The following is a 21,501-nucleotide window of genomic DNA, read 5'->3' on the forward strand; positions in this document are numbered from 1 at the left end:
GGTGCGCAGGCCAAAGGCCGGAGCCTCGAAGGACACGCCACAGCGCTGCTCCTCGCATGATCCGGCGCCGGAATGCCCGCCTCGTCCTTCGAGGCCCCTGCGGGGCACCTCACGATGAGGCTCTCTTAAACGCCGCCGCTCCGGGCGCTGGCGAGGTGTCAGCGTCTGCACGATGCTTCGTTGGATGCGCCGCTTGACCCGAGGATGTCACGGAGACGACGACGGCCGGCGTGCTTCTTCCTTAAGCTTTAAGATGACGTTTCGGAGAGCGTGGAACGGCCGGTCGGCCAGGTGGACAGCGCTTGTTCGACAACCGCCTCGAGCATCTCGCGGCTGAATCCGGCTTTGGCCTGCACCGCCATGCCATGCGTGAGAGCCATCACGAAGGCTGCAAGGGCATCGGCTTTGGTCGTCTCCGGCAAGTCGCCCTCGGCCTTTGCCCGTTCGAAGCGTTCACGAAGCTGCGCCTGGCCGGCCGCACGGAAATCGATCAACGCTTGCCGCACAGGTTCCGCGTCATCCGATCCCGCCACGGCGCCATTGATGCCGAGACATCCCGTATGGTCGGGATAACGCGTATTGAGATCGGCTGCGTTGAAGAGGATATGGGCAGCAACCTGACGCGCTGTGGGCAGCTGAAGCGCCTCCGGAATATAGTGCAGGAATCGCTCGGAATAGCGATCGAGCGCCAGGCGGAAGAGGGCTTCCTTGTTGCCGAATGCAGAATAGAGGGCGGGTCGTTCGACGCCGGCAGCCTCGGTCAGGTCGGTATAGGAGGCACCCTCGTAGCCCTTGCGCCAGAAGACGCATAAAGCGGCGTCGAGCGCTTTCTCCACATCGAATTCGCGATGGCGTCCCATCAGGTCAATCCAGCTTTTTCGTAATGATCGTTACTAAACCGGTTGACAGAGCATGTCAAATTTCATACCGATCGTTATCGTAATAACCGTTATGAAATAGCTCGCCATCGTTCGTCAAGACAGACGGCGACAGGATCAAGTACCCGGAAGGATTCTCATGTCGAACATATTGAAGGGCAAAGTCGCCCTGGTGACCGGCGGCTCGCGCGGGCTCGGCGCCGCCACGGCCGAGGCGCTGGCCGACCAGGGGGCGGATGTGGCGATCAGCTGCGTCGCCTCTGCCGAAAAGGCCGAAGCCGTGGTCGAGACGCTGAGGGCGAGGGGTGTGCGGGCGCTGGCGATCCAAAGCGACCAGGCCGACATGGCGGCGGCCAAGCCGCTGGTGGAGAAGGTGGTGGCCTATTTCGGCAAGCTCGACATCCTCGTCAACAATGCGGCGATCGCCGTGCAGGGCAAGACGGTCGACGATCCCGATCTCGACACGGTCAATCTCGATCGCCAATGGCAGATCAATGTCATGGGCGCGGTGGCGACCACGCGCGCGGCAGCGCCGGTGCTGCCGGATGGCGGCCGGATCATCTTCATCGGCTCGGCTCTCGGCACCCACGTCCCGTTTACCGGCGCTGCCGACTACGCGGGAACCAAAGCGGCGATCGTCGGATATGCGAAGGGCGTCGCCCGCGATCTCGGCGTGCGCAATATCACCGTCAATGTCATCCAGCCGGGCGTCATGCCGACCGATATGTCGGCAGAGGTGCTGGGCGACAGTGTCCCCGAGGCGCTCATGAACCTGCACGCCATCCGCCGGATCGCAACGCTTGAGGAGGTGTCTGCCCTCATCTGTCACCTGGCAGGGCCGAACGGCGGCTACATCACCGGCGGCGTGATCGACGTGGCCGGTGGCCTGGCCATCTGAACGTCGAAGACCAAGACTCTTACTCAGACAATTGAAGGGAAAGAAGATGACCGAGACGTTTGGTGCAAAGTCGACCGCCGACGAGGTGCTTGATGGCGTTGACCTCAAGGGAAAGCGATTTCTCATTACGGGTGCATCCTCAGGCATTGGGCTTGAAACCGCCCGCGCACTGGTGTCTCACGGCGCAAGCGTCGTCGGCGCGGTCAGGGACCTCGCGAAAGCCGAGCGGACCACGGCATCGGTGCGTGACGCCGCGTCGCAAGGAGGTGGCAGCCTGGAGCTGATCGAGCTCGATCTGGCATCCTTGCAAAGCGTTCGCGCTTGCGCGGACAGGCTGTTGGCAGACGGCCGGCGGTTCGATTCCATCATTGCCAACGCCGGCGTCATGGCCCCGCCGTTCGCTCGGACGGCCGACGGCTTCGAACTCCAGTTCGGCACCAACCATCTCGGTCATTTCGCTTTGGTCAATCGGATCGCGCCGCTGTTTGCCGATAACGGCCGGCTGGTGGTGCTGTCGTCGCAGGCGCATCGGGTCGCCGATGTCGATCTGGACGACCCAAATTTTGAGCGACAGGCCTATGACCCATGGGTCGCCTATGGCCGATCGAAGACGGCGACCTCTCTCTTCGCCGCGGAATTCGACAGGCGGCATCGTGATCGCGGCATCCGAGCCGCCTCGGTGATGCCCGGCAACAGCCTCACCGATTTGCCCCGCCATCTCCGGCAGGAAGACTTGCAGGGTCTTTTCGAGACCGTTGGCAAAGCCCGCGCCGAAGCCGGTCTTCCACCGGCGGAGCTGAAAGACATCGCTCAGGTGGCGGCGACCTCGGTCTGGGCCGCAGTCGTGGCTGACAAGGACGAGATCGGCCGACACTATCTCGAAGATTGCGCCGTCGCGCCGATCAACGACACGCCCAACCCGTTTGCCGACGGCGTCAGGTCCTATGCGCTCGACGCCGACAAAGCCAAGCGGCTTTGGGCGAAAAGTGAGGAATGGATAGGCGCGAACACAGCCGCCGTTTGAAGTCGGTAGGCTGGTGTCGGCTCTGAATCAGAGCCGGCCCATCAACGGCGTTGCAAAATTCTGGCGCTGATGTGATCTGTGGCAAGCTCCGCGACCGGCGCTGGCCTGCCAAGCAGATATCCTTGGCCGATGTCGCAACCCAGATCCTGAAGCCGCTGAAGTTGGCTCTCTTCTTCGATACCCTCGGCGGTTATTGTCACGCCAAGTCCCACACCGAGGGCGATGATGGCCTTGATCACCTTGTCCTGCTTGTCATTGGTTTCGAATGAAGAGACGAAACTCCTGTCGATCTTGATCTTGTCGAACCGGTAGTTGGAGAGTTGTGAGAGGCTGGAATAGCCTGTTCCAAAATCGTCGAGGGCAATCCTGACGCCGGCGTTCACCAGATCGTCGAGGACGATTCGTGCCGTGACGGCATCTTGGATGATGGCGCTCTCCGTCACTTCCAGCTCGACCCTGTGCGCCGGCAGACCGACATCGCCCAATATCTTGAGAATTCTGAGCCCCAGCAACCGGTCGCTCAGCTGGATCGGAGAAAGGTTGAATGACAGGACAAGCTCACTTGGCCAGGAAAGCGCATCGGTGCAGGCGTGGCGAAGCAGTTGGTCCGTCAATTCGACGATCAGCCCGGCTTCCTCTGCCACAGGAATGAATTCGTTCGGCGGGATGAATTCGCCGGAGGCGGTCTTCCAGCGTGCCAGCGCCTCAAAGCCGATAATCTTGTTCGTCTTCAAGTCCACGAGCGGTTGATAGTAGGGAACGATCTCAGCCTTCCTGATGGCGGCTCTTAGATCGGCTTCCACCCGAATCCGTTTCGCCAACTCATCCTGCATCGAAGGGACGAAGGGCTTCACCAGATTGCGCCCCTGCTTTTTGGCGACATACATCGCACAGTCCGAATGTCGGATGACCTCGCTCAGGTCATCGCCGTTCTCCGGATAAAGTGCGAAGCCGACACTCGCGCCGAGGTCGACGGCGACGCCATTGAATGTGAACGGTTTGCCGATCACGCTCACGATGCGGTTCCCCAACGCGGCAAGATCGGGATTTCCGGTGCGCCGCGCCAGAACGACAAACTCGTCTCCGCCAAGACGAAAAACGTGCTCACGCGGAAAGAGGGAAGAGAGCCGCTGAGCGACAGTCTTCAGCACCGCATCACCGTGATCGTGCCCCAGGAGATCATTGACCTTCTTGAAGCCGTCGAGATCGATGCTGAACACGGCATAGGTTTCTTCCCTTTGATCGCTCATCGCCTGCGCGCAGATGGAATCCAGAAACCTGCGGTTCGGCAGTTCGGTCAGCGTGTCGTGACAGGCAATCCAGTCCACGTTTTTTTCGGCCTGCAGCCTGCGATGAACCTCCCTCGAAAGATCGCGGATCCTCAGCGCGGAATAAATCAGCCCGAGAAACCCGGAGATATTAAGGGCAAGGAGCGCGTGGTCGAGCGGATAGTCATGATGCCTCTCGATGAACCCATCCAGCCCCTCATGCCAGTCGAAGAACCACGATAGGCAGAAGAGAAGCAGGAAGACCGCGAGCCAGGCAACGATCTCTACCTGAGGTCTGGTTGGTTGGGTGCGAGGCATATGAACAGGCTCCTGTTGTGTATAGAGCCGTCATGGCCAGTTCGAAGGACCGCATCGTCCCCGACATGTTTTCAATCAACAGCCGACATGGCTGATGCTCGCATCACCGAATGCCGGGTCGGGCATTGCAGTCGTTGATCAAGCTGCGCAGCACCGACAGGTCCGTAAGATCGTTACCTCCGAAGGTTAATGGCGGGTTGCATTGACGAAGGTGCGGGCGTTTCGCTGCGTGAATTGGATATCTTTCCCGTAAATCGGATGGGGCCTCGATTCCATGGTGTCTGCTGGTCGCCGCTATCGGCCATTCTTCGAACGGCTGAAGAACCCGCCGGGGGATTAAGTACACTTGAGAGGGGATGGGCGTGACGGGGCCGGTCGCCGTCGAGCCGGATCAGCCGTCGGGCATGTTCGACGCCGGGATAATCTCGCCGTTCTGCCCCCGCCCGTGCTTGCTGACATTCTCGGTCGAGCCACCTTGGGCAATCAAGCTGCCGGCATCGCGTTGAAAATATGCTCGACAACGGAAAGTCTCAACAAGACAGGAGCACCTTTATGATCGGCCGCATCGTCAGGGCTAATTCGATTGGCGGAGCGAGATGAGTTGGGCGTTTGCCTCATCCAGGACGCCATTCGTCATTCGTAGGTAGAGTGCTGTGCCGGTCTGTTCGAAGAGCGGCTTGACGCCTTCAGCCAAATTGATCGCCTCTTCCAGCATGGCGATCCTCTCGTTTTTGGTAACCGAAGGAAGCTCTGCCTTTGCATAGTGCTGCAGGGTCCGTGCAAGTTTCATATTCATATAGGCGGAAGCGTCTTGCGAATTGAGCTTTCGCGTTATCGCGTATGCATCGCGATGAAATTTCAACGCTCTTTGAAATCCAGCTTCCTCTTGGTTCAGTTCGGCCAACAGCAGGGTGTCATCGCCAAGATTCGCCATGTTTTCCCAACTCGGGCCGTCCTTGTCTAATCTTCTAGCTATTTCGAAGGTCAGGCCGTTGAATTTTAATGCTTTTTCAGCGTCTGCGCGTTGCTGGCTATCCGATGCGATACGTCCATATGCTGTGCCAATTTTGCTATAGATGTATCGCAACGCACGCTCATCGGTGCTGTTTTGATATTTGCCCAGCCACTCCTCCAACGGCTTCACGCCGCGCCTAGCGTGAGCGCTTGCGTTTCCTGGATTGAGTTCATTGGCATAACCCAGCGTTGCCGAAAAATCCTGAGCAAAATCAAGCTCCTTGCTCTTGTCTGGATCTTTGACCGCCTTGTATTTGCGTTCCAACAGTTCTGCGGAACGCAACAGCAAGGCCTCATCGGATTTCCAGCGCCCAAGCTCTTCCAGAGCCTGTGGCATTCCGCTTGGTACGAAGCTATCGCAGTCGGTCCGACCGGCAAGTGGGCACAGGGCCAGCAGAGCTTCACCGGCTTCGGCTTTCATGGCGGAACGAAATAGAAAGGGCGGATTGTAACCAGCAAAAGCACCGCTCGCATCATTTGCGATCCAAAGGCTATCGAGAGCAGAGAAGGCCTCTTTTGCAGCATCCGGCGCGGCAGCATCCACTGCGGCTCTCAGCATCGAGATTGCCAGGACAACGCGCCTGTTCCGATCGGTTTCATTGTCTGAAAGGGAATAAGTATACTCCTCGTCTTCGTCGCCAAGGATCGTGGCCAGCCAGATACGCTTTTGGCTTATCTCAACTGCGCTGCCCGTTGAAATGTTGTCGCATGCGTCCAGAAGCTCTTCTGCGGCCTCGACATTGGATTTTGTCATTTCCCGTAGTTCGATGCAGAGGTCGGCATCTCCGGCATAGGAGAATTTGTCCAGCAAGGGCGTTGCAATATGCACCTCGCGTCCCGACGCATCCTTGTAGATCCTGGAAGGCGGATTTTCACTCGCCTGTGGGATGCCATCCGGCTTGATAGGGGTGGAAAATCGAGCTTCTGTCTTGAACGCCATGTAGGAGGCGGCGGCAACGAGCACGCAGGCAATCAGCAGGCGCTCCTTCATTTGATTTTCTCAAACCAGCTCGACACAAGCAAATGAGCGATCAATCGACACTCCCGGATTCGACACATTTTACGGCGTTGGGCGTCTGATGCCCAACCGCTTCATTTCCCGGTAACCGCCGTTGGCGACAGGGCGAGAGGCCCTTGCACGGCAAGCGATCAGAAAACAACATTGCAAAACCCGGTTGTAAAGGTCTAACTTTTATTGAAGTTTTGTGGCGAGTGACCGCTGCTGCCGTATCGCTGCAGCGATCGTAACCGGTGAAGGCCGTGGATCGTCGCCGGCGACCGCGGACCGGCTCGGCAATCTCGGCAACGTAGCCGCATCCCGGAGCCGATCAATCCGCCAGCATGGTGTCCGCCAGGCTGTAGCAGTGGCTCGCCTGATAGGCGTTCCGACCTCGGTTCATGTGCGTCACATTGAAAGTCCGAATGGCGCGCAAGATGCGGCGTTCCACGAGGAATTTGCGGATCGAGGCCGAGCCCTGCACAGTGATGCCGAAAATGTCCTCGCCGCGCGGAAAAAAATAACCGAGGTCTTCGGGCGTCGTGACGCAGTCCTCGAGAAAAGCCTCGTCCACATCGCCCTGCGCGGGTGAATGGTCCGTGGTGAAATGCGAAAGATGCACCAGGAATCGTGCTCGCAGGCCCTCGCCGTCGGCATAAAGCGTGAAAAGCTCCATCCAGCTCGCATTGACGCGGACGAGCGGCTTGTCGGAGGTCCAGGGCAGGCACGAAACCGACCAGTAGTGACGCTCGGTCTTGCGCGGGATGGGGATGCAGGTTTGCCCGTATACCTTAAGAATTTCCAGAACGTCTTGCGCCTGCGGGCGACGAAGCAGCTTCTCATACCGGGCGACGTACTTGAACCGCTGTTCCAGGGACTCCAGGCGCTCTTCGGCGTCGATCAACTCCGCCTCGCCTTCTATCCAATCGCGCTGCTGCTCAGGATCCAGAAGTTTGCGCAGACCCGTGATGCTGCGACGAGGAGGCGCGCTCATGTCTGGTGCCATGTGAGATCCCGTGTCCTCATCGCTTCACCGGCCTGATCCCGCACGTGTCCATAGAGCCGCGCGACGTCGGCTCCTGGTGGTGAGGCGCCGTTCGCAGCACCTGGCTTACCGAGCGGTTTGCCGGCGCGGTGCACCAACGCAATCGCCGCACCATAACATCCATCGAACGAATGGCGAAAGACTGACCTTCGGCTGGACCGAAAGCCAAAGCTTACCGACGACCAAACCGCTGCGCACTTTTGCCGGAATTGTTCTAGTAGACGAATGGATCGACTCCGGCCGCCGCATGGGTTCCCGGCTCTTTCGGATAGATCACGCCCTTGCGCAGGATGATGTTGGCATAGAGCCTGGGCTCGCCGGTCTGGATCAGCGCATGGGCGGCGCGCACCCTTCCGTAGAAATCCTGGCCGATGAGCGGCACCACCTGCCGGTGTGGTTCGTGGCGGGCGCAGCAGTCGATCATCTCCTCATGCACGGGGTCGAGCTTGTCGCGCTCGGCCTTGACGGTCGAGCGGAAGATCGCCTCCGCCACGAAATCGTCGATCGGCAGCACGCTGAGCACGGCGTTGAGGACCGGGATGAGGTGGTGGCCGTCGAGCCGGATCAGCCGGCGGGCATGTTCGACGCCCGGATAATTGCCGTCGACGATGGCGATCTCGTCGCCGTGGCCCATGGCGCGAAGCGTCAAAAGCAGCTCCGGGCTCAACAGCGGATCAAGTCCTTTCAGCATGGTCTACCTCCTTGAAGAGTACGTTCTGGTCGGTGAGGTAACGCGCGAAGATCGGCAAGCTGGCGCCGCCGATGGCGCGCGCCTGCGCGCCGACCGCGCCCTCGATGATTTCGGGCATGACGACGCCCTGCAGGTCGAGCTTGGCCGCTTCGTCGATGGTGGCCTGCACCACGCGGCTGCGCACCCAGCTGGGAAAGCCGCCGTCGATCACAGCCGCGCTGAAATCGACGATCGAGGCGGCGGCGACGATCGCCTGCGCCAGCGCCTTGGCGCTGTCCTGGATCCAGGCTTCCATCGGCTCGCCGAAATCCACCCAGTCGTCGGCCGAATACCAGAGCGGCTCGGGATCGATACCCCGCTCGCGCAGCATGTTCTCGAGCACGAAGATCGAGGCGATTTCGAGCAGCTGCTTCGTCTCGCCGTTCTTGCCGCGCACGGGAAGCGGCCCGATCGCGCCTGCCGTGCCGGTGCGGCCGGAAAAGATCGCCGAATTCAAGACGATGCCGCCGCCGATGAAGGAGCCGATGAAGAAATAGACGAAATCCGGGTAGGACGGCCCGACGCCGAAGACGAGCTCGGCCCCGCAGGCGCTGGTCGCATCGTTCTGCATGAAGACCGGATGCGAGACGCGGGAGGCGATGTCGGCCTGCAGGTCGATCTCCCGCCAGACCTCCATGGCGCCAACCGGCGCCCCCACCTCTTCGGCCCAGTTCCAGAGCTCGAAAGGCGCGGCGATGCCGAGGCCGGCAATGCGGCCGCGCTGCTTGTCGTCGAGCCGCTCTTCCAGCTCCCGGATGCCCGAGGTGACGAAGGCGAGGATTTCATCCGGCAGTGGGTAGGCATAGGTCCGGTGCAGCTGCATGCGGATGCGGCCGACGAAATCCATCAGCACCAGATCGGCGCTGCGCCGGCCCATCTTCAGGCCGAAGGAATAGACGGCATCGGGATTGATATGCATCGGGATCGACGGCTGGCCGACACGGCCGCGCACCGGTTCCCCGCGCGACAGCAGCCCTTCCTTCTCCAGCACCCGCATGATCACGGAGACGGTCTGCGCCGACAGCCCGCTGCGGCGTGCGATATCGGCCTTCGACAGCGCGCCGTAGAGACGCACCAGCGACAGCACGAGCCGTTCGTTATAGGCCCGCACCCTGACCTGGTTCGCACCTCCGGCCGGATTCAGAATTGGTGGCGGGACCGGCGTGTGTTCCGGTCCATCCAAGGTCGACATGGCCGCTCCTCCCGATCGTTGGCCTATGCCCTAATTCGATCGAGCATGCCACATCGAATTAATAATTCAATTGGATTTATTTATTGACAAGCCGATTTCTTTTCGCTCTTAATTGCCGTCGTCAAGGGCACGGGACCGCTGGGAGGCATTAGCGATCCACGGCGAAGTGTCATATCTTAAGCTTCCGGCTCCGCAGGGGCGGCGCCGGCAAACTCTGGGAGGAGTTCCATGAAGAAGTCTGTTCTCGCTTTCGGCGCGCTCGCGCTTGGTGTCACCTTTTCCGCTCCTGTCATGGCGGCTGACGTTGCTGCCTGCCTCATCACCAAGACCGACACCAACCCCTTCTTCGTCAAGATGAAGGAAGGTGCGACGGCCAAGGCCAAGGAACTCGGCGTCTCGCTGAAGTCCTATGCCGGCAAGGTCGACGGTGACAGCGAAAGCCAGGTGGCCGCGATCGAAAGCTGCATTGCCGACGGCGCAAAGGGCATCCTGATTGCTGCTTCTGACACCAAGGGCATCGTGTCTTCGGTCAAGAAGGCGCGTGAAGCCGGCCTGTTGGTCATCGCTCTCGACACGCCGCTCGAGCCGGCCGATGCCGCCGACGCCACCTTCGCCACCGACAACCTGCTCGCCGGCAAGCTGATCGGCCAGTGGGCCAAGGAAACGATGGGCGACAAGGCCAAGGATGCCAAGGTCGGCTTCCTCGACCTGACCCCGTCGCAGCCGACGGTCGACGTTCTGCGCGACCAGGGCTTCATGATGGGCTTCGGCATCGATCCGAAGGACCCGAACAAGATCGGCGACGAGGACGATGCTCGTATCGTCGGTCATGACGTGACCAACGGCAATGAAGAAGGCGGCCGCAAGGCCATGGAAAACCTTCTGCAGAAAGATCCGAGCATCAACGTCATCCACACGATCAACGAGCCGGCCGCTGTCGGCGCCTATCAGGCGCTAAAGGCCGTCGGCATGGAAAAGAACGTGCTGATCGTCTCGGTCGACGGCGGTTGCCCGGGTGTGAAGTCGGTCAAGGAAGGTGTCATCGGCGCCACCTCGCAGCAATATCCGCTGATGATGGCAGCCCTTGGCGTCGAAGCGATCAAGAAGTTCGCCGACAGTGGTGAAAAGCCGAAGCCGACCGAAGGCAAGTCCTTCTACGACACCGGCGTCTCGCTCGTCACCGACAAGCCGGTTTCCGGCGTCAAGTCGATCGACACCAAGGAAGGCACCGACAAGTGCTGGGGCTGAGCCCTGATTGTTGAAAGCAGATCGGCCGGGGCTTGATCCCCGGCCGTTTTCGACGGACGATGTTCCGTCGCCTCACGAACCGGCTAATCAAAGACCGGATGGATATCGGTGACGGCCCCCGCGCGAGTTCGGCGCGCGGATGCGGAGGAGGAACCATGACCGGAACACAGGAATTCGAACGTGTCCTCGACGGCAGCGACAAGAGCGTTGCCTCCTTCGAGCACGAGAATGTCTCGCTGATCAAGCGCGCGCAGCATTTTCTCCACTCGACGCCGGCCGCCGTGCCGCTGATCGTGCTGGTGCTGGCGATCGCCATCTTCGGGATGACGATCGGCGGACGGTTCTTCTCGTCCTATACGCTGACGCTGATCCTGCAGCAGATCGCCATCGTCGGTATTCTCGGCGCCGCCCAGACGCTGGTCATCCTGACCGCCGGTATCGATCTTTCGATCGGCGTCATCATGGTGATCTCGGCGGTGATCATGGGCAATGTCGCCATCACTTATGGCATACCGACGCCGATTGCAGTGGTCGCCGGGCTTGTCGTCGGCGGCCTTTGCGGATTGCTGAACGGCTTCCTCGTCGCCTACATGAAGCTGCCGCCCTTCATCGTCACGCTCGGCACCTGGAACATCGTCATGGCGACGAATTTCATCTATTCCGCCAATGAGACGATCCGCGACACCGACGTCGACGAAAAGGCGCCGCTGCTGCATCTTTTCGCCGTGAGCTTCAAGCTCGGCAGCGCCGTGCTGACCCTCGGCGTCATCGCCATGGTGCTGCTCGTCCTGGTGCTCTGGTATGTCCTCAATCACACCGCCTGGGGCCGGCATGTCTATGCCGTCGGCGACGATCCGGAGGCAGCCAAGCTTTCCGGCATTCAGACCAAGAAGGTGCTGCTGACCGTTTACGCCATATCGGGCGTCATTGCCGGCTTGGCCGCCTGGGTCTCGATTGGCCGCAATGGCTCGATCTCGCCGTCCTCGGCCGTCACCGATTTTAACCTCCAGGCGATCACCGCGACTGTGATCGGCGGCATCTCGCTGTTCGGCGGCCGCGGCTCCATTCTCGGCACGCTCTTCGGCGCCATGATCGTCGGCGTCGTCTCGATGGGCCTCAACATGCTCGGCGCCGACCCGCAATGGAAAGTCCTTTTGACAGGCGTGCTGATCATCGCCGCCGTCGCCATCGATCAGTGGATCAGAAAGGTTTCGGTGTAACCATGGCTCGCGAACCCCTTCTCACCGCCCCCCTTCTCACTGCCCGGGGTCTCGTCAAGCGTTATGGCCGCGTGACCGCGCTCGACAATGCCGATTTCGACCTCTATCCGGGTGAAATCCTCGCCGTCATCGGCGATAACGGTGCCGGCAAATCCTCGCTCATCAAGGCGATATCGGGCGCCGTTACACCGGACGAGGGGGTGATCACGCTCGAAGGCCGGCAGGTGCAGTTCCGCTCGCCGATGGAAGCGCGCGAGGCCGGCATCGAGACCGTCTATCAGAATCTCGCTCTTTCGCCGGCGCTGTCGATCGCCGACAACATGTTCCTCGGCCGCGAGATCCGCAAACCGGGCGTGCTCGGCTCGATGTTCCGCATGCTCGACCGGCCGGCCATGGAAAAGCTGGCGCGCAACAAGCTCACCGAACTCGGCCTGATGACCATCCAGAACATCAATCAGGCGGTGGAAACGCTCTCCGGCGGTCAGCGCCAGGGTGTCGCGGTCGCCCGTGCCGCCGCCTTCGGCTCGAAGGTCATCATCATGGACGAACCGACAGCAGCCCTCGGCGTCAAGGAAAGCCGCCGCGTGCTGGAGCTGATCCTCGACGTCAAGGCCCGCGGCCTGCCGATCGTGCTGATCTCCCACAACATGCCGCATGTCTTCGAAGTGGCCGACCGGATCCATATCCACCGTCTCGGCCGGCGGCTGACGGTGATCGATCCGAAGGAATACACCATGTCCGACGCCGTCGCCTTCATGACCGGCGCCAAGGCGGTGCCGACGGAGCCCGTCGCCGCATGAACGCACGCATCGATGAAATCGCCGGCGAGGTGCTTGACCGCGCCGGCCATTCCGGGCGTTTCCTGGTCGCCATTGCCGGACCGCCGGGTGCCGGCAAATCGACCATGGCCGACAATCTGGCGGAAGCGCTGAAAGCCAAGGGCGAAAGTGCCGAAGTCCTGCCGATGGACGGCTTCCACATGGACAACGCCATCCTGATCGAACGCGGCCTGCTGGCGCGCAAGGGGATCCCCGAAACCTTCGATGTCCGCGGTTTCCTCGATATCATCCGCGCCGTCCGGCTGGCCGATCAGGAAGTTCTGGTGCCGGTCTTCGACCGTTCCCGCGAACTCGCCATCGCGTCGGCCCGTCCCGTTTCCCCCGATCACCGCTTCATCATCGTCGAGGGCAATTACCTGCTGTTTTCGCTGGGCAAATGGGCCGAACTCGAAGGCGTCTTCGACTTTTCGATCATGCTGGCGCCGCCGATCGAGGTGCTGGAGGAGCGGCTCTGGGCGCGCTGGCGCGGTTACAACCTGACCGAGGAGGCCGCCAGCGCCAAGGTCTACGGCAACGACCTGCCGAACGGCCGGCTGATCCTCGAAAACCGCCGCCCAGCCGATGTGACGCTGGAGATCGCGCTGGCGTGATGCCGCGGCGATTGTTTTCAGGTAAAAGATAGTGCTATCGAGACGGCAGACGCATCGCTTCGGAGGCCTGCCATGCAATCGATCACCATCCGCCGTCCTGATGACTGGCACCTGCATCTGCGCGATGGCGCCATGCTGGAGGGCGTGATCGCCGATACGAGCCGCACCTTCGCCCGCGCCATCATCATGCCCAATCTCGTGCCGCCGGTCGTCACGTCAGCTGACGCCAAGGCCTATCGCCAGCGCATCCTCAAGGCGTTGCCTGATGGCCACCGTTTCCAGCCGCTGATGACGCTTTATCTGACCGAGCATACCAGCCCCGATGACGTCGAGGAGGGGAAGAACAGCGGCCTCATCACCGCCGTCAAGCTTTATCCCGCCGGCGCCACGACCAATTCGCATGGCGGCGTGCGCGACATGGAAAAGGCGATGCCGGTGCTGGAGCGCATGGCGAAGATCGGCCTGCCGCTCTGCGTGCATGGCGAGGTGACGACGCCGGAGGTCGATATCTTCGACCGCGAGGCCGTCTTCATCGAGACCGTGCTCGATCCGCTGCGGCAGCGCCTGCCGGAGCTGAAGGTGACGATGGAGCATGTGACGACATCCGATGGCGTCGATTACATCAAGGCGGCCAGGGGCAATCTCGCCGGCTCGATCACCACCCACCATCTGATCATCAACCGCAACGCCATCCTCGTCGGCGGCATCCGCCCGCATTATTATTGTCTGCCGGTCGCCAAGCGCGAAAACCACCGGCTGGCCTTGCGTGCGGCGGCCGTCAGCGGCGACGCGCGCTTCTTCCTCGGCACGGATTCTGCCCCGCATGTCGATCCGCTGAAAGAATGCGCCTGCGGCTGCGCCGGCATCTATACTTCGGTCAATACGATGAGCTGCCTCGCCCATGTCTTCGAACAGGAGGGCGCCCTGGAGCGGCTCGAGGCCTTCGTGTCGCTGAACGGGCCGGCCTGGTACGGGCTTCAGCCGAACGAGGAGCGCATCACCCTGTCGAGGCAGGCCGATCCGGTCGTCTTTCCCGCGAGGATTGAAACCGGCGCCGGTCCGGTGACGGTGTTCGATCCGATGTTTCCCCTGCATTGGCAGGTGGTGCAGCAGGCGTAAGCTTTCGGATTTCAATTTTAAATAGAATATTCATTTTAAACTTGGGCGCGACGTTAAACGCGTAACATTTGCATTGTGCGGTGCATCATTTGTTAACGGATGCATAAGACATTCCTCCTCGCGCACCCATAAGCTGCCATTCGAAGCGACACTAGCTGCGGAGACTGAAAAGCATGATGCTTGACTATAACTCCCTCTTGTTGGCGCTCGGCGTCTCCGCGGCCTGCCTTGCCGTGACGCTGATGGGCAGCTGGCTTGTCCGCCGCTCGGAAACCGTGCTGTTGACCGCCACCGTCGGCCTTGTCCTCGTCGTCAGCGGCATCTTCGTCTATAGCGCCTATGTCGATACGCCGGAGAAATGGCTGGGCGTCGCCAATTTCGTGCTGTTTCATGCCGGTTTTGCCACCATCTGGGGGGCAGGCAAACAATTCCTCACCGGCCGGGTGTCTCTCCTCACCATCACGAGCCGCGCGCTTGCGGCGATGGTCTTCTCCGTCGTGCCGATGCTGTCGGGCTACGACGGCCTTGCCTTCATCGCCGACAATCTCGCCATCGCCCTTTTGCTGTTTGCCACCGCCCGGCAATATTGGCTCGCCCGTGCCGAAGCACCGGCGCCGCTCCTCGGCATCACAGCGCTTTATACGTTGACGGCGATCTCCTTCGTTCTCTGCGCCGCGGTGCTGATATCAGACGGCAAGCTGGTGCTCGGCCACGCCCCCAGCAACTGGGCCGAAGATCTGAGCCTTGCCGTCTGCATCGCCGGCATGACCGGGATCGGTGCGCTGTCGCTGGCGCTGCATCAATGGCGGCTCGCTGCCCGCCATCGTCTCGATGCGATCACCGATCCGCTGACCGGCCTGCTCAACCGCCGGGCCCTCTTCGACCAATACGGCACGCGCCCGATGGGAACGACCACCGCCGTCATTGTCTTCGATATCGACCATTTCAAATCCGTCAACGATCGCTTCGGCCATGCCGCCGGCGACCGCGTCCTCAATGTCTTCGCCGGCGAACTTTCGGCCCATTGCCGCACCGGTGACACCGCTGCCCGGCTCGGCGGCGAAGAATTCGTACTGGTGCTGAAGGAGATCATGCCCGGCCGGGCGGAACTCACGGCCGAGCGCATCCGCCGGGCATTCGAGGCGCGCGAGATCCATATCGACGACGAGGTGCTGACATGCACGGTCAGCGTCGGCGTCGCCCCCGGCCGTTCGAAGAGCTTGGATTTCGACACCATGCTGAGTGCCGCCGACAAGGCGCTCTACGTCGCCAAGCGCGCCGGCCGCAACCGGGTCGAGCTTGCCAGCTACCTCAAGGCGGTTCCCTTCGAGGCAACGCGCACCGCGTCTTGATTCCTGACCGACCCTCTCATATTATCGCCCTCGGCCGGATGCGGCCAGCCGCCCCGCGACGCGTCTGCGTTATGGTGAATGCATCCAGACAACATCCTTCACATCCCTTGCCGTTTGGCGATCGATGGCGAACGGGTCAGCAGACGCGGGCACTGATCTTCCTGTTTGCCGCCAACGGAAGGATGACATCATGCGCGATTTTCGCGATGCCAAGCTCATGGCAAAGACATTGCGGCAGGCCCTTGCCGACCGCGACATCTCGCTGACACACAGCGAGACGCTCGAAATCGTCGCCCGGCAGTTCGGGATCGATCAATGGAATATCCTCTCGGCAAAGATCGATGCGGCGGGGGCGAGCCCATCCGCGATCGGCATCGAGCCGCCGATGCCGATCTTCCGCATCTTCTCGGTCGAAAAGGCCATGGAGTTCTATTGCGGCTTCCTCGGCTTCCATCTCGATTGGGAGCACCGCTTCGGCGAAAACTTCCCGCTCTATTGCCAGGTTTCGCGCGACGGTATGGCGCTGCACCTCAGCGAACATTCCGGCGACGCCAGCCCCGGCGCCAAGGCATTCGTCCGCGTCGCCAATATCAGGGCCTATCACGCCGAACTCTCAGGCAAGGACTACCGCTACATGAAGCCCGGCGTCGAGGAAGCACCGTGGGGACTGGAGATGACCGTCACCGACCCCTTCAGCAACCGCATCGCCTTTTGCGAGCAGGCATAGTCGGTCAACTCCTCTTTCGCCACGCGTCGGCTAAGGAGAGACGCAAGGCGCTGCCACATGTCTCTTCTCCCCGCTGGGGAGAAGAGGGAAACCGCGGCACCCTCCAACGTACCTCATCCTGAGGTGCGCAGCCCGCAGGGCGAAGCCTCGAAGGACACGCCGCAGCACTGCTCCTTACATGCATCCAACGCGGGAACGCCCGCCTCGTCCTTCGAGGCCCCTTGCGGGGCACCTCAGGATGAGGCTCTCTTGAATGCCGGCGCCACGGGGCGGTTGGCGTGGGACGGCGCCATGAGGTCGCGTGGGCATGCCTGCCGAGAGGAGCAAAATGAAATACCTTCCAGTCTTCGTCCTGACGCTTCTGTCGATTGTCTTCGGATGGCTATTCTATGAAAGGTACTGGAAGTTCCGTGATTGCATATCGCAAGCCCTATCCAGTTGCCTCACTCCCGACGGTGACAATCTAACGCAAGGCGGCTCTCTGTGGGCTGGTTTGGCGGGATTGTTCTTGTTGCTCGCCGTGATCTCCGCCTGGCGCGCTTTCCGAAGCCGGGATGCTGGCAAATAAGCTGGAGCGGCCAGCTCTTCCGCTTGCTTCTCAAACGATCATCGACGCCCGCACGAAGGCGACCGAGGCGAGTAGCGAGGCGATGGTCCGCACATGGTTCCACCACGTCCAGTCCCTGACATAGGTGGTCCAGAGCTGAACCGCTTCCGGCCCATTGCCGCCGACCTTTGCCAGCGCATCGTTCATCGGCACGTTGAAGATGATGGTCGAGAGGAAGGAGGCGAAGATGTAGAGGGCTGCACCCGTCAGCATTAGAAAGGATGCCCCATCGCGCCAGTCGATCAGGGCGAGCACGGCGATGACGAGGCAGAGGATCGCCGTCGGCACGAAGAGGCCCATGAAGGGCGAGCGGACGATCGTCACGTTGATCGAGTTCATCGCCGCAATACCTTGCTCCGCCGGGATCCGCGAGAAGGCGGTCATGATGAAGGTCGAGAAGGCAAAGAAGATGCCGGCGACGAGGCCGCTGCCGATCGCCGCGGCCACGAGGAAGAGGGTGAGAAAGATCTGCATGGTCAGGCGCTCCATAGTCCGGTTGCCGCGGTCCGGCGGGCATATTGGCTGAAATCGGTGGCGGGACGGCCGAGAATTTCGGCGACACCGCCCATGGTGCCGGAGTTGCGCCCATCGAGCACCTGGCCGAAAAGCTCCTCCAGAAGATCGATCAGGCCCTGCGGCAGGCCGGCATCCGCAAGCCCGCCGGTGAAATCCGCCATCGACACCTGCTCATATTCGATCGGCCGCCCGGTGGCCTGAGCGATCTCGGCGACCGCCTGGCGGAATGTCAGCGCCCGCGGGCCGGTCAGTTCGTAAGTCCTGTTGCGATGGCCGGGATCGGTCAAGGCGGCGACCGCCGCATCGGCAATGTCGTCGGCATCGATGAAAGGTTCGCCGATCTCGCCCGCCGGCAATTGCAGCCGGCCACTCAGGATCTGCTCCAGGAAGGCGCCCTCGCTGAAATTCTGGCAGAACCAGGAGGCGCGCAGGATGGTGGTGTTTATGCCGGAGGCCTTCAGTGCCGCTTCGCTCTGCTGCGCGCCCTCTTCGCCGCGGCCGGAAAGCAGCACGATATGCTCAAGGGCGCATTCTCCGGCGACCTTGGCGAGCGCTTCGATCGCTTCCGCCGCCCAGGCGACGGAAAGATCCGGCTGGAAGGCGACATAGGCGCTCGATGCGCCGTCAAGCGCGCCGCGCCAGGTCGACCTGTCCTCCCAGTCGAAGGGCCGTGCGCTGGAGCGCGATGCCGCGCGGACGGTGAGGCCGCGCGCTTCCAGGCGTTTGATGATGCGGCCGCCGGTCTTTCCCGACCCACCGACGAGGACGATTTCGGAAGTCTGCATGTCAAAACTCCTCCCAAACTTTGAAAACAAGAGAAACTCTCTCATTTGCAAAATGAGATAATCTCTCTTATTTTGTTTGTCAACGTGGAAAAGGAGAGAGCATGTCGCAACAGCCGGTCGCAACGCGCAGGCGCCAGCAGGAGTCTACCGGCCGGCTGCGCCGCATCCCCAGCCAGCAGCGTGGCCGCGAGCGCTTCGAAAAGATCCTCACCGTCGCCGCCGAGCTGATCGAAAGCCACGGCAGCGACGGCCTGAAGATGAGCGAGATCGTCGAAAAGGCCGGCCTTTCCTTCGGCGCCCTCTACCAATATTTCCCCGACAAGACCTCGATCATCCGCACATTGGCCGAGCGCTTTAACGAAGAGGGCAGGCGCTGCGTCGAAGAGGAACTGGCGAAGGTGACCGACGCTGCGGACCTGCAGGGCGCGCTCGCCAATATCGTCGACGAATATTACGCCTTCTTCCTCAGCGAGCCCGTCATGCGCGACATCTGGCATGCGACCCATACCGACAAGCTGCTGCGGGAGGTCGATGCCGAGGACATGGAATTTCATGCCCAGATGTTTCTCGCCGTGCTTCTCCGCCTGTGGCCGGATCGCGACCGCAAGGAACTGCTCGCGATCGCGCGGCTGACGATGCAGTTGCTTGCCGCCGCGGTGCGTTATGCCGTTTCGCTGGATGCGGAGGAGGGCGCCCAGGCGATCGCCCTGTTCAAGAAGATGCAGATCGTTGATATCGGCCGCCTGCTGCAGCAATAGCCCCGCCTTTCGTCTGGAAACGGCGGGCTCTTGCTGCTATTCCCGCAAGGATCCAAGCCGAAGGAGAGCCGCATGATCCAGACCACATTTCCCGACCGCGCCGTGATGGCCGAATTGCTGGCCAAGATGCTCTGGGAGATCAAGGCGGTGCATTTCAATGCCGCTCAGCCCTATAAACTCTCTTCCGGCATGGCGAGCCCGGTTTATATCGATTGCCGCAAGCTGCTCTCCTTCCCGCGCATCCGCTCGACGGTGATGGATTTCGCCGCCAGCACCCTGCTGCGCGATGCCGGTTTCGAACAGTTCGATTGCATCGCCGGCGGCGAGACCGCCGGCATTCCCTTCGCCGCCCTGCTTGCCGACCGTCTCGGCCTGCCGATGATCTATGTTCGCAAGCAGCCGAAGGGCCATGGCCGCAATGCCCAGATCGAAGGCAATATGCCGGAAGGCTCGCGCGTGCTCGTCATCGAAGACCTGACGACAGCAGGCGGCAGCATGTTCAAGTTCATCGATGCCATCCGTGCCGCCGGTGGTATCGTCGATCACGGCATCGCGCTGTTCTTCTACGGCATATTCGGCGAACAGCGCTTTGCCGATGGCAAGGTCAGGCTGCATCACATCGCCACCTGGCGGAATGTTCTGGCCGTGGCCAAAGCGCAGAAGCTCTTCGACGACAAGACGCTGTCGGAAGTCGAGGCCTTCCTCGATGCGCCGCTGGCCTGGTCGGGAAGAAACGGTGGCGTTAGTGAGCTTTCGCTCTAGCTAGTTGACAAAAGCTCGCTTAATCGGTTGATGAACACATCAGTGCTGTTGGGAGGAATACGATGATTTTGTGCTGCGGCGAAGCCTTGATCGACATGCTGCCGAGGGACACGACGCTGGGCGAAAGGGGCTTTGCGCCCTATGCCGGCGGCGCTATCTTCAACACCGCAATCGCGCTTGGCCGCCTTGGCATCCCCACGGCCTTCTTCACCGGCATTGCCGATGACATGATGGGCGAAATCCTGCTCGAGACGCTGAAGGCGAGCAATGTCGATTACAGCCCCTGCGCCATCACGCCGCGTCCCTCGACCATCGCCTTCGTCAAGCTGGTGAACGGCCAGGCGACCTATGCCTTCTACGACGAGGGCACGGCCGGCCGGATGATCACCACGGCCGACCTGCCGGATCTCGGTGATGATTGCGAGGCGCTGCATTTCGGCGCAATCAGCCTGATCCCGAGCCCCTGCGGCGAAACCTACGAAGCCCTGCTCGACCGCGAAGCCGCAAGCCGCGTCATCTCGCTCGATCCGAATATCCGTCCCGGTTTCATCAAGGACAAGCCGTCGCACATGGCCCGCATCAAGCGCATGGCCGGCAAATCCGACATCGTCAAATTCTCCGACGAAGATCTCGAATGGTTCGGCCTGCAGGGCGACCATGATGCGCTCGCCGCCCATTGGCTGAACCACGGCGCCAAGCTCGTCGTCATCACCAAAGGCGCGGAAGGCGCGTCCGGTTATACCAAGGATCGCAAGGTGACGGTGCCGAGCGAACGCGTCACCGTCGTCGACACAGTCGGTGCCGGCGATACCTTCGATGCCGGCATCCTGGCGTCGCTGAAGATGGATAATCTGCTGACCAAGGCGCAGGTCGCCTCGCTCGACGAAAAGGCGCTGCGCAACGCCCTGACCCTCGGCGCCAAAGCCGCCGCCGTCACCGTCTCCCGCGCCGGCGCCAATCCGCCCTGGGCGCGCGAGATTGGGCTTTAAGGCTTAAGCCAGCTTCGCCCGTCATCCGCCTGCCGGCACCTTCTCCCCGTAAATACGGGGCGAAGGGGATGTGCCGCGCCCTCTCTGTTCCCCTTGACGTCCCGTATGGCACGTCTCCTCTTCCCGTTCTTCACGGGGAGAGGGTTAGGGTGAGGGGCAAATCTCGAACGCTTATTTCGCGGGCTTCGCCGGCACCAATCCGCCCCGGGTGCGCGCCTGGCTTTCCTTCTTGATCGGCCGGCCGACCGGGCAGACCTCCTGCACGAAGCCGTTGAGCGTGTTGACGAGATTGTTCTCGATCAGGGAATAGTGGACGAACTGGCCCTGTTTCTCTCGTCTGATCAGACCCGCAGCTTCGAGGATGGAAAGATGCTGCGAAACGGCTGGCTTGGACATGCTGAAGCGGTTAGCGATCTCGCCAGCGGTCAGACCCGATGCCGAGAGATAGGCGAGGATCTTCCGGCGCGGCGCACTGGAAAGCGCGTGGAATACCCGCTGGGCGGCGCTGACGGAGCGGCCTTCTACGGCGTCATCGAAAGTCTCTTCGTCCAAGTCCGGTCTCCGTGCCTGCGGCATCATAGCATTGATCCGTTAATCAATTAAGCAATTAATGCATTGCTTAATT

General features: G+C 61.3%; 21 protein-coding genes. 12 read left to right on the top strand and 9 right to left on the bottom strand.

Features of this window, described 5'->3' with window-relative positions; translation table 11 throughout:
- Window positions 1-248: 248 nt before the first annotated feature.
- Complete coding sequence (locus OLZ32_RS36215) at window positions 249-860, bottom strand: TetR/AcrR family transcriptional regulator (RefSeq protein WP_264425189.1); 612 nt, start codon at window positions 858-860, stop codon at window positions 249-251.
- 157 nt (window positions 861-1,017) lie between these two features.
- On the opposite strand from OLZ32_RS36215, the gene OLZ32_RS36220 reads away from it, so the two are divergent.
- The gene (locus OLZ32_RS36220; protein ID WP_264425191.1) at window positions 1,018-1,776 is read left to right on the top strand and encodes an SDR family NAD(P)-dependent oxidoreductase; all 759 of its coding nucleotides are present in this window, start codon (window positions 1,018-1,020) and stop codon (window positions 1,774-1,776) included.
- A 46-nt stretch (window positions 1,777-1,822) separates the two neighbouring features.
- Window positions 1,823-2,800, top strand: a complete 978-nt coding sequence (locus OLZ32_RS36225) for an SDR family NAD(P)-dependent oxidoreductase (protein WP_264425192.1) — start codon at window positions 1,823-1,825, stop codon at window positions 2,798-2,800.
- A 41-nt stretch (window positions 2,801-2,841) separates the two neighbouring features.
- Here OLZ32_RS36225 and OLZ32_RS36230 read toward each other — a convergent pair whose 3' ends face one another.
- From OLZ32_RS36230 to OLZ32_RS36250, 5 genes are all read right to left on the bottom strand, one after another.
- Window positions 2,842-4,386: a putative bifunctional diguanylate cyclase/phosphodiesterase gene (locus OLZ32_RS36230; protein WP_264425193.1), complete on the bottom strand. Its 1,545-nt coding sequence runs from the start codon at window positions 4,384-4,386 to the stop codon at window positions 2,842-2,844.
- A gap of 574 nt (window positions 4,387-4,960) precedes the next feature.
- Window positions 4,961-6,391: a hypothetical protein gene (locus OLZ32_RS36235; RefSeq protein WP_003545058.1), complete on the bottom strand. Its 1,431-nt coding sequence runs from the start codon at window positions 6,389-6,391 to the stop codon at window positions 4,961-4,963.
- Between the two features lie 337 nt (window positions 6,392-6,728).
- On the bottom strand, window positions 6,729-7,403 hold the full coding sequence (locus tag OLZ32_RS36240; protein ID WP_264425194.1) for a hypothetical protein: 675 nt from the start codon (window positions 7,401-7,403) through the stop codon (window positions 6,729-6,731).
- Window positions 7,404-7,656: 253 nt separating this feature from the next.
- Entirely contained in the window at window positions 7,657-8,133 is a 477-nt protein-coding gene (locus OLZ32_RS36245) for an RbsD/FucU family protein (protein ID WP_264425195.1), read from the bottom strand.
- The gene (locus OLZ32_RS36250) at window positions 8,117-9,364 is read right to left on the bottom strand and encodes an ROK family transcriptional regulator (RefSeq protein WP_003545064.1); all 1,248 of its coding nucleotides are present in this window, start codon (window positions 9,362-9,364) and stop codon (window positions 8,117-8,119) included. Before OLZ32_RS36250 ends, OLZ32_RS36245 begins: the two co-directional genes overlap by 17 nt.
- Window positions 9,365-9,592: 228 nt before the next feature.
- On the opposite strand from OLZ32_RS36250, the gene OLZ32_RS36255 reads away from it, so the two are divergent.
- The 7 genes from OLZ32_RS36255 to OLZ32_RS36285 all read left to right on the top strand — a co-directional run bounded on the left by OLZ32_RS36255 (window position 9,593) and on the right by OLZ32_RS36285 (window position 16,459).
- Window positions 9,593-10,612, top strand: a complete 1,020-nt coding sequence (locus tag OLZ32_RS36255; RefSeq protein ID WP_003545066.1) for a sugar ABC transporter substrate-binding protein — start codon at window positions 9,593-9,595, stop codon at window positions 10,610-10,612.
- A gap of 155 nt (window positions 10,613-10,767) precedes the next feature.
- Entirely contained in the window at window positions 10,768-11,832 is a 1,065-nt protein-coding gene (locus OLZ32_RS36260) for an ABC transporter permease (protein WP_003545068.1), read from the top strand.
- Between the two features lie 2 nt (window positions 11,833-11,834).
- Window positions 11,835-12,632 (top strand): ATP-binding cassette domain-containing protein, encoded by a 798-nt coding sequence (locus OLZ32_RS36265; protein ID WP_003545070.1) that lies wholly within the window; start codon window positions 11,835-11,837, stop codon window positions 12,630-12,632.
- The gene (locus OLZ32_RS36270; protein ID WP_264425210.1) at window positions 12,629-13,261 is read left to right on the top strand and encodes a nucleoside triphosphate hydrolase; all 633 of its coding nucleotides are present in this window, start codon (window positions 12,629-12,631) and stop codon (window positions 13,259-13,261) included. The genes OLZ32_RS36265 and OLZ32_RS36270 overlap by 4 nt, the downstream gene beginning before the upstream one ends.
- A 72-nt stretch (window positions 13,262-13,333) precedes the next feature.
- Complete coding sequence (gene pyrC, locus OLZ32_RS36275) at window positions 13,334-14,380, top strand: dihydroorotase (RefSeq protein ID WP_264425212.1); 1,047 nt, start codon at window positions 13,334-13,336, stop codon at window positions 14,378-14,380.
- 173 nt (window positions 14,381-14,553) lie between these two features.
- Window positions 14,554-15,732, top strand: coding sequence for a GGDEF domain-containing protein (locus OLZ32_RS36280; RefSeq protein WP_264425214.1), 1,179 nt, complete (start codon window positions 14,554-14,556; stop codon window positions 15,730-15,732).
- A 190-nt stretch (window positions 15,733-15,922) separates the two neighbouring features.
- The gene (locus OLZ32_RS36285) at window positions 15,923-16,459 is read left to right on the top strand and encodes a VOC family protein (protein WP_264425216.1); all 537 of its coding nucleotides are present in this window, start codon (window positions 15,923-15,925) and stop codon (window positions 16,457-16,459) included.
- A gap of 598 nt (window positions 16,460-17,057) precedes the next feature.
- Here the strand turns inward: OLZ32_RS36285 and OLZ32_RS36290 are convergent.
- Together OLZ32_RS36290 and OLZ32_RS36295 are read right to left on the bottom strand one after the other, a co-directional pair.
- Window positions 17,058-17,555 (bottom strand): anthrone oxygenase family protein, encoded by a 498-nt coding sequence (locus OLZ32_RS36290; protein ID WP_017990146.1) that lies wholly within the window; start codon window positions 17,553-17,555, stop codon window positions 17,058-17,060.
- Window positions 17,543-18,367 (bottom strand): NmrA family NAD(P)-binding protein, encoded by an 825-nt coding sequence (locus OLZ32_RS36295; RefSeq protein WP_017990147.1) that lies wholly within the window; start codon window positions 18,365-18,367, stop codon window positions 17,543-17,545. Before OLZ32_RS36295 ends, OLZ32_RS36290 begins: the two co-directional genes overlap by 13 nt.
- Window positions 18,368-18,468: 101 nt before the next feature.
- On the opposite strand from OLZ32_RS36295, the gene OLZ32_RS36300 reads away from it, so the two are divergent.
- The 3 genes from OLZ32_RS36300 (at window position 18,469) to OLZ32_RS36310 (ending at window position 20,876) form a co-directional block, all read left to right on the top strand.
- The gene (locus OLZ32_RS36300) at window positions 18,469-19,125 is read left to right on the top strand and encodes a TetR/AcrR family transcriptional regulator (RefSeq protein ID WP_264425220.1); all 657 of its coding nucleotides are present in this window, start codon (window positions 18,469-18,471) and stop codon (window positions 19,123-19,125) included.
- Window positions 19,126-19,197: 72 nt separating this feature from the next.
- Window positions 19,198-19,887, top strand: coding sequence for an orotate phosphoribosyltransferase (locus OLZ32_RS36305; protein WP_003545085.1), 690 nt, complete (start codon window positions 19,198-19,200; stop codon window positions 19,885-19,887).
- Window positions 19,888-19,949: 62 nt separating this feature from the next.
- Window positions 19,950-20,876: a carbohydrate kinase family protein gene (locus tag OLZ32_RS36310; protein WP_264425222.1), complete on the top strand. Its 927-nt coding sequence runs from the start codon at window positions 19,950-19,952 to the stop codon at window positions 20,874-20,876.
- A gap of 171 nt (window positions 20,877-21,047) precedes the next feature.
- Here the strand turns inward: OLZ32_RS36310 and OLZ32_RS36315 are convergent, their stop codons facing one another.
- Window positions 21,048-21,428 carry a metalloregulator ArsR/SmtB family transcription factor gene (locus tag OLZ32_RS36315; protein WP_017990149.1) on the bottom strand — a complete coding sequence of 127 codons (381 nt, stop codon included), beginning with the start codon at window positions 21,426-21,428 and terminating at the stop codon, window positions 21,048-21,050.
- Window positions 21,429-21,501 lie beyond the last annotated feature (73 nt).

It is taken from the genome of Rhizobium acaciae, from assembly GCF_025941625.1.
Lineage (GTDB): Bacteria > Pseudomonadota > Alphaproteobacteria > Rhizobiales > Rhizobiaceae > Rhizobium > Rhizobium acaciae.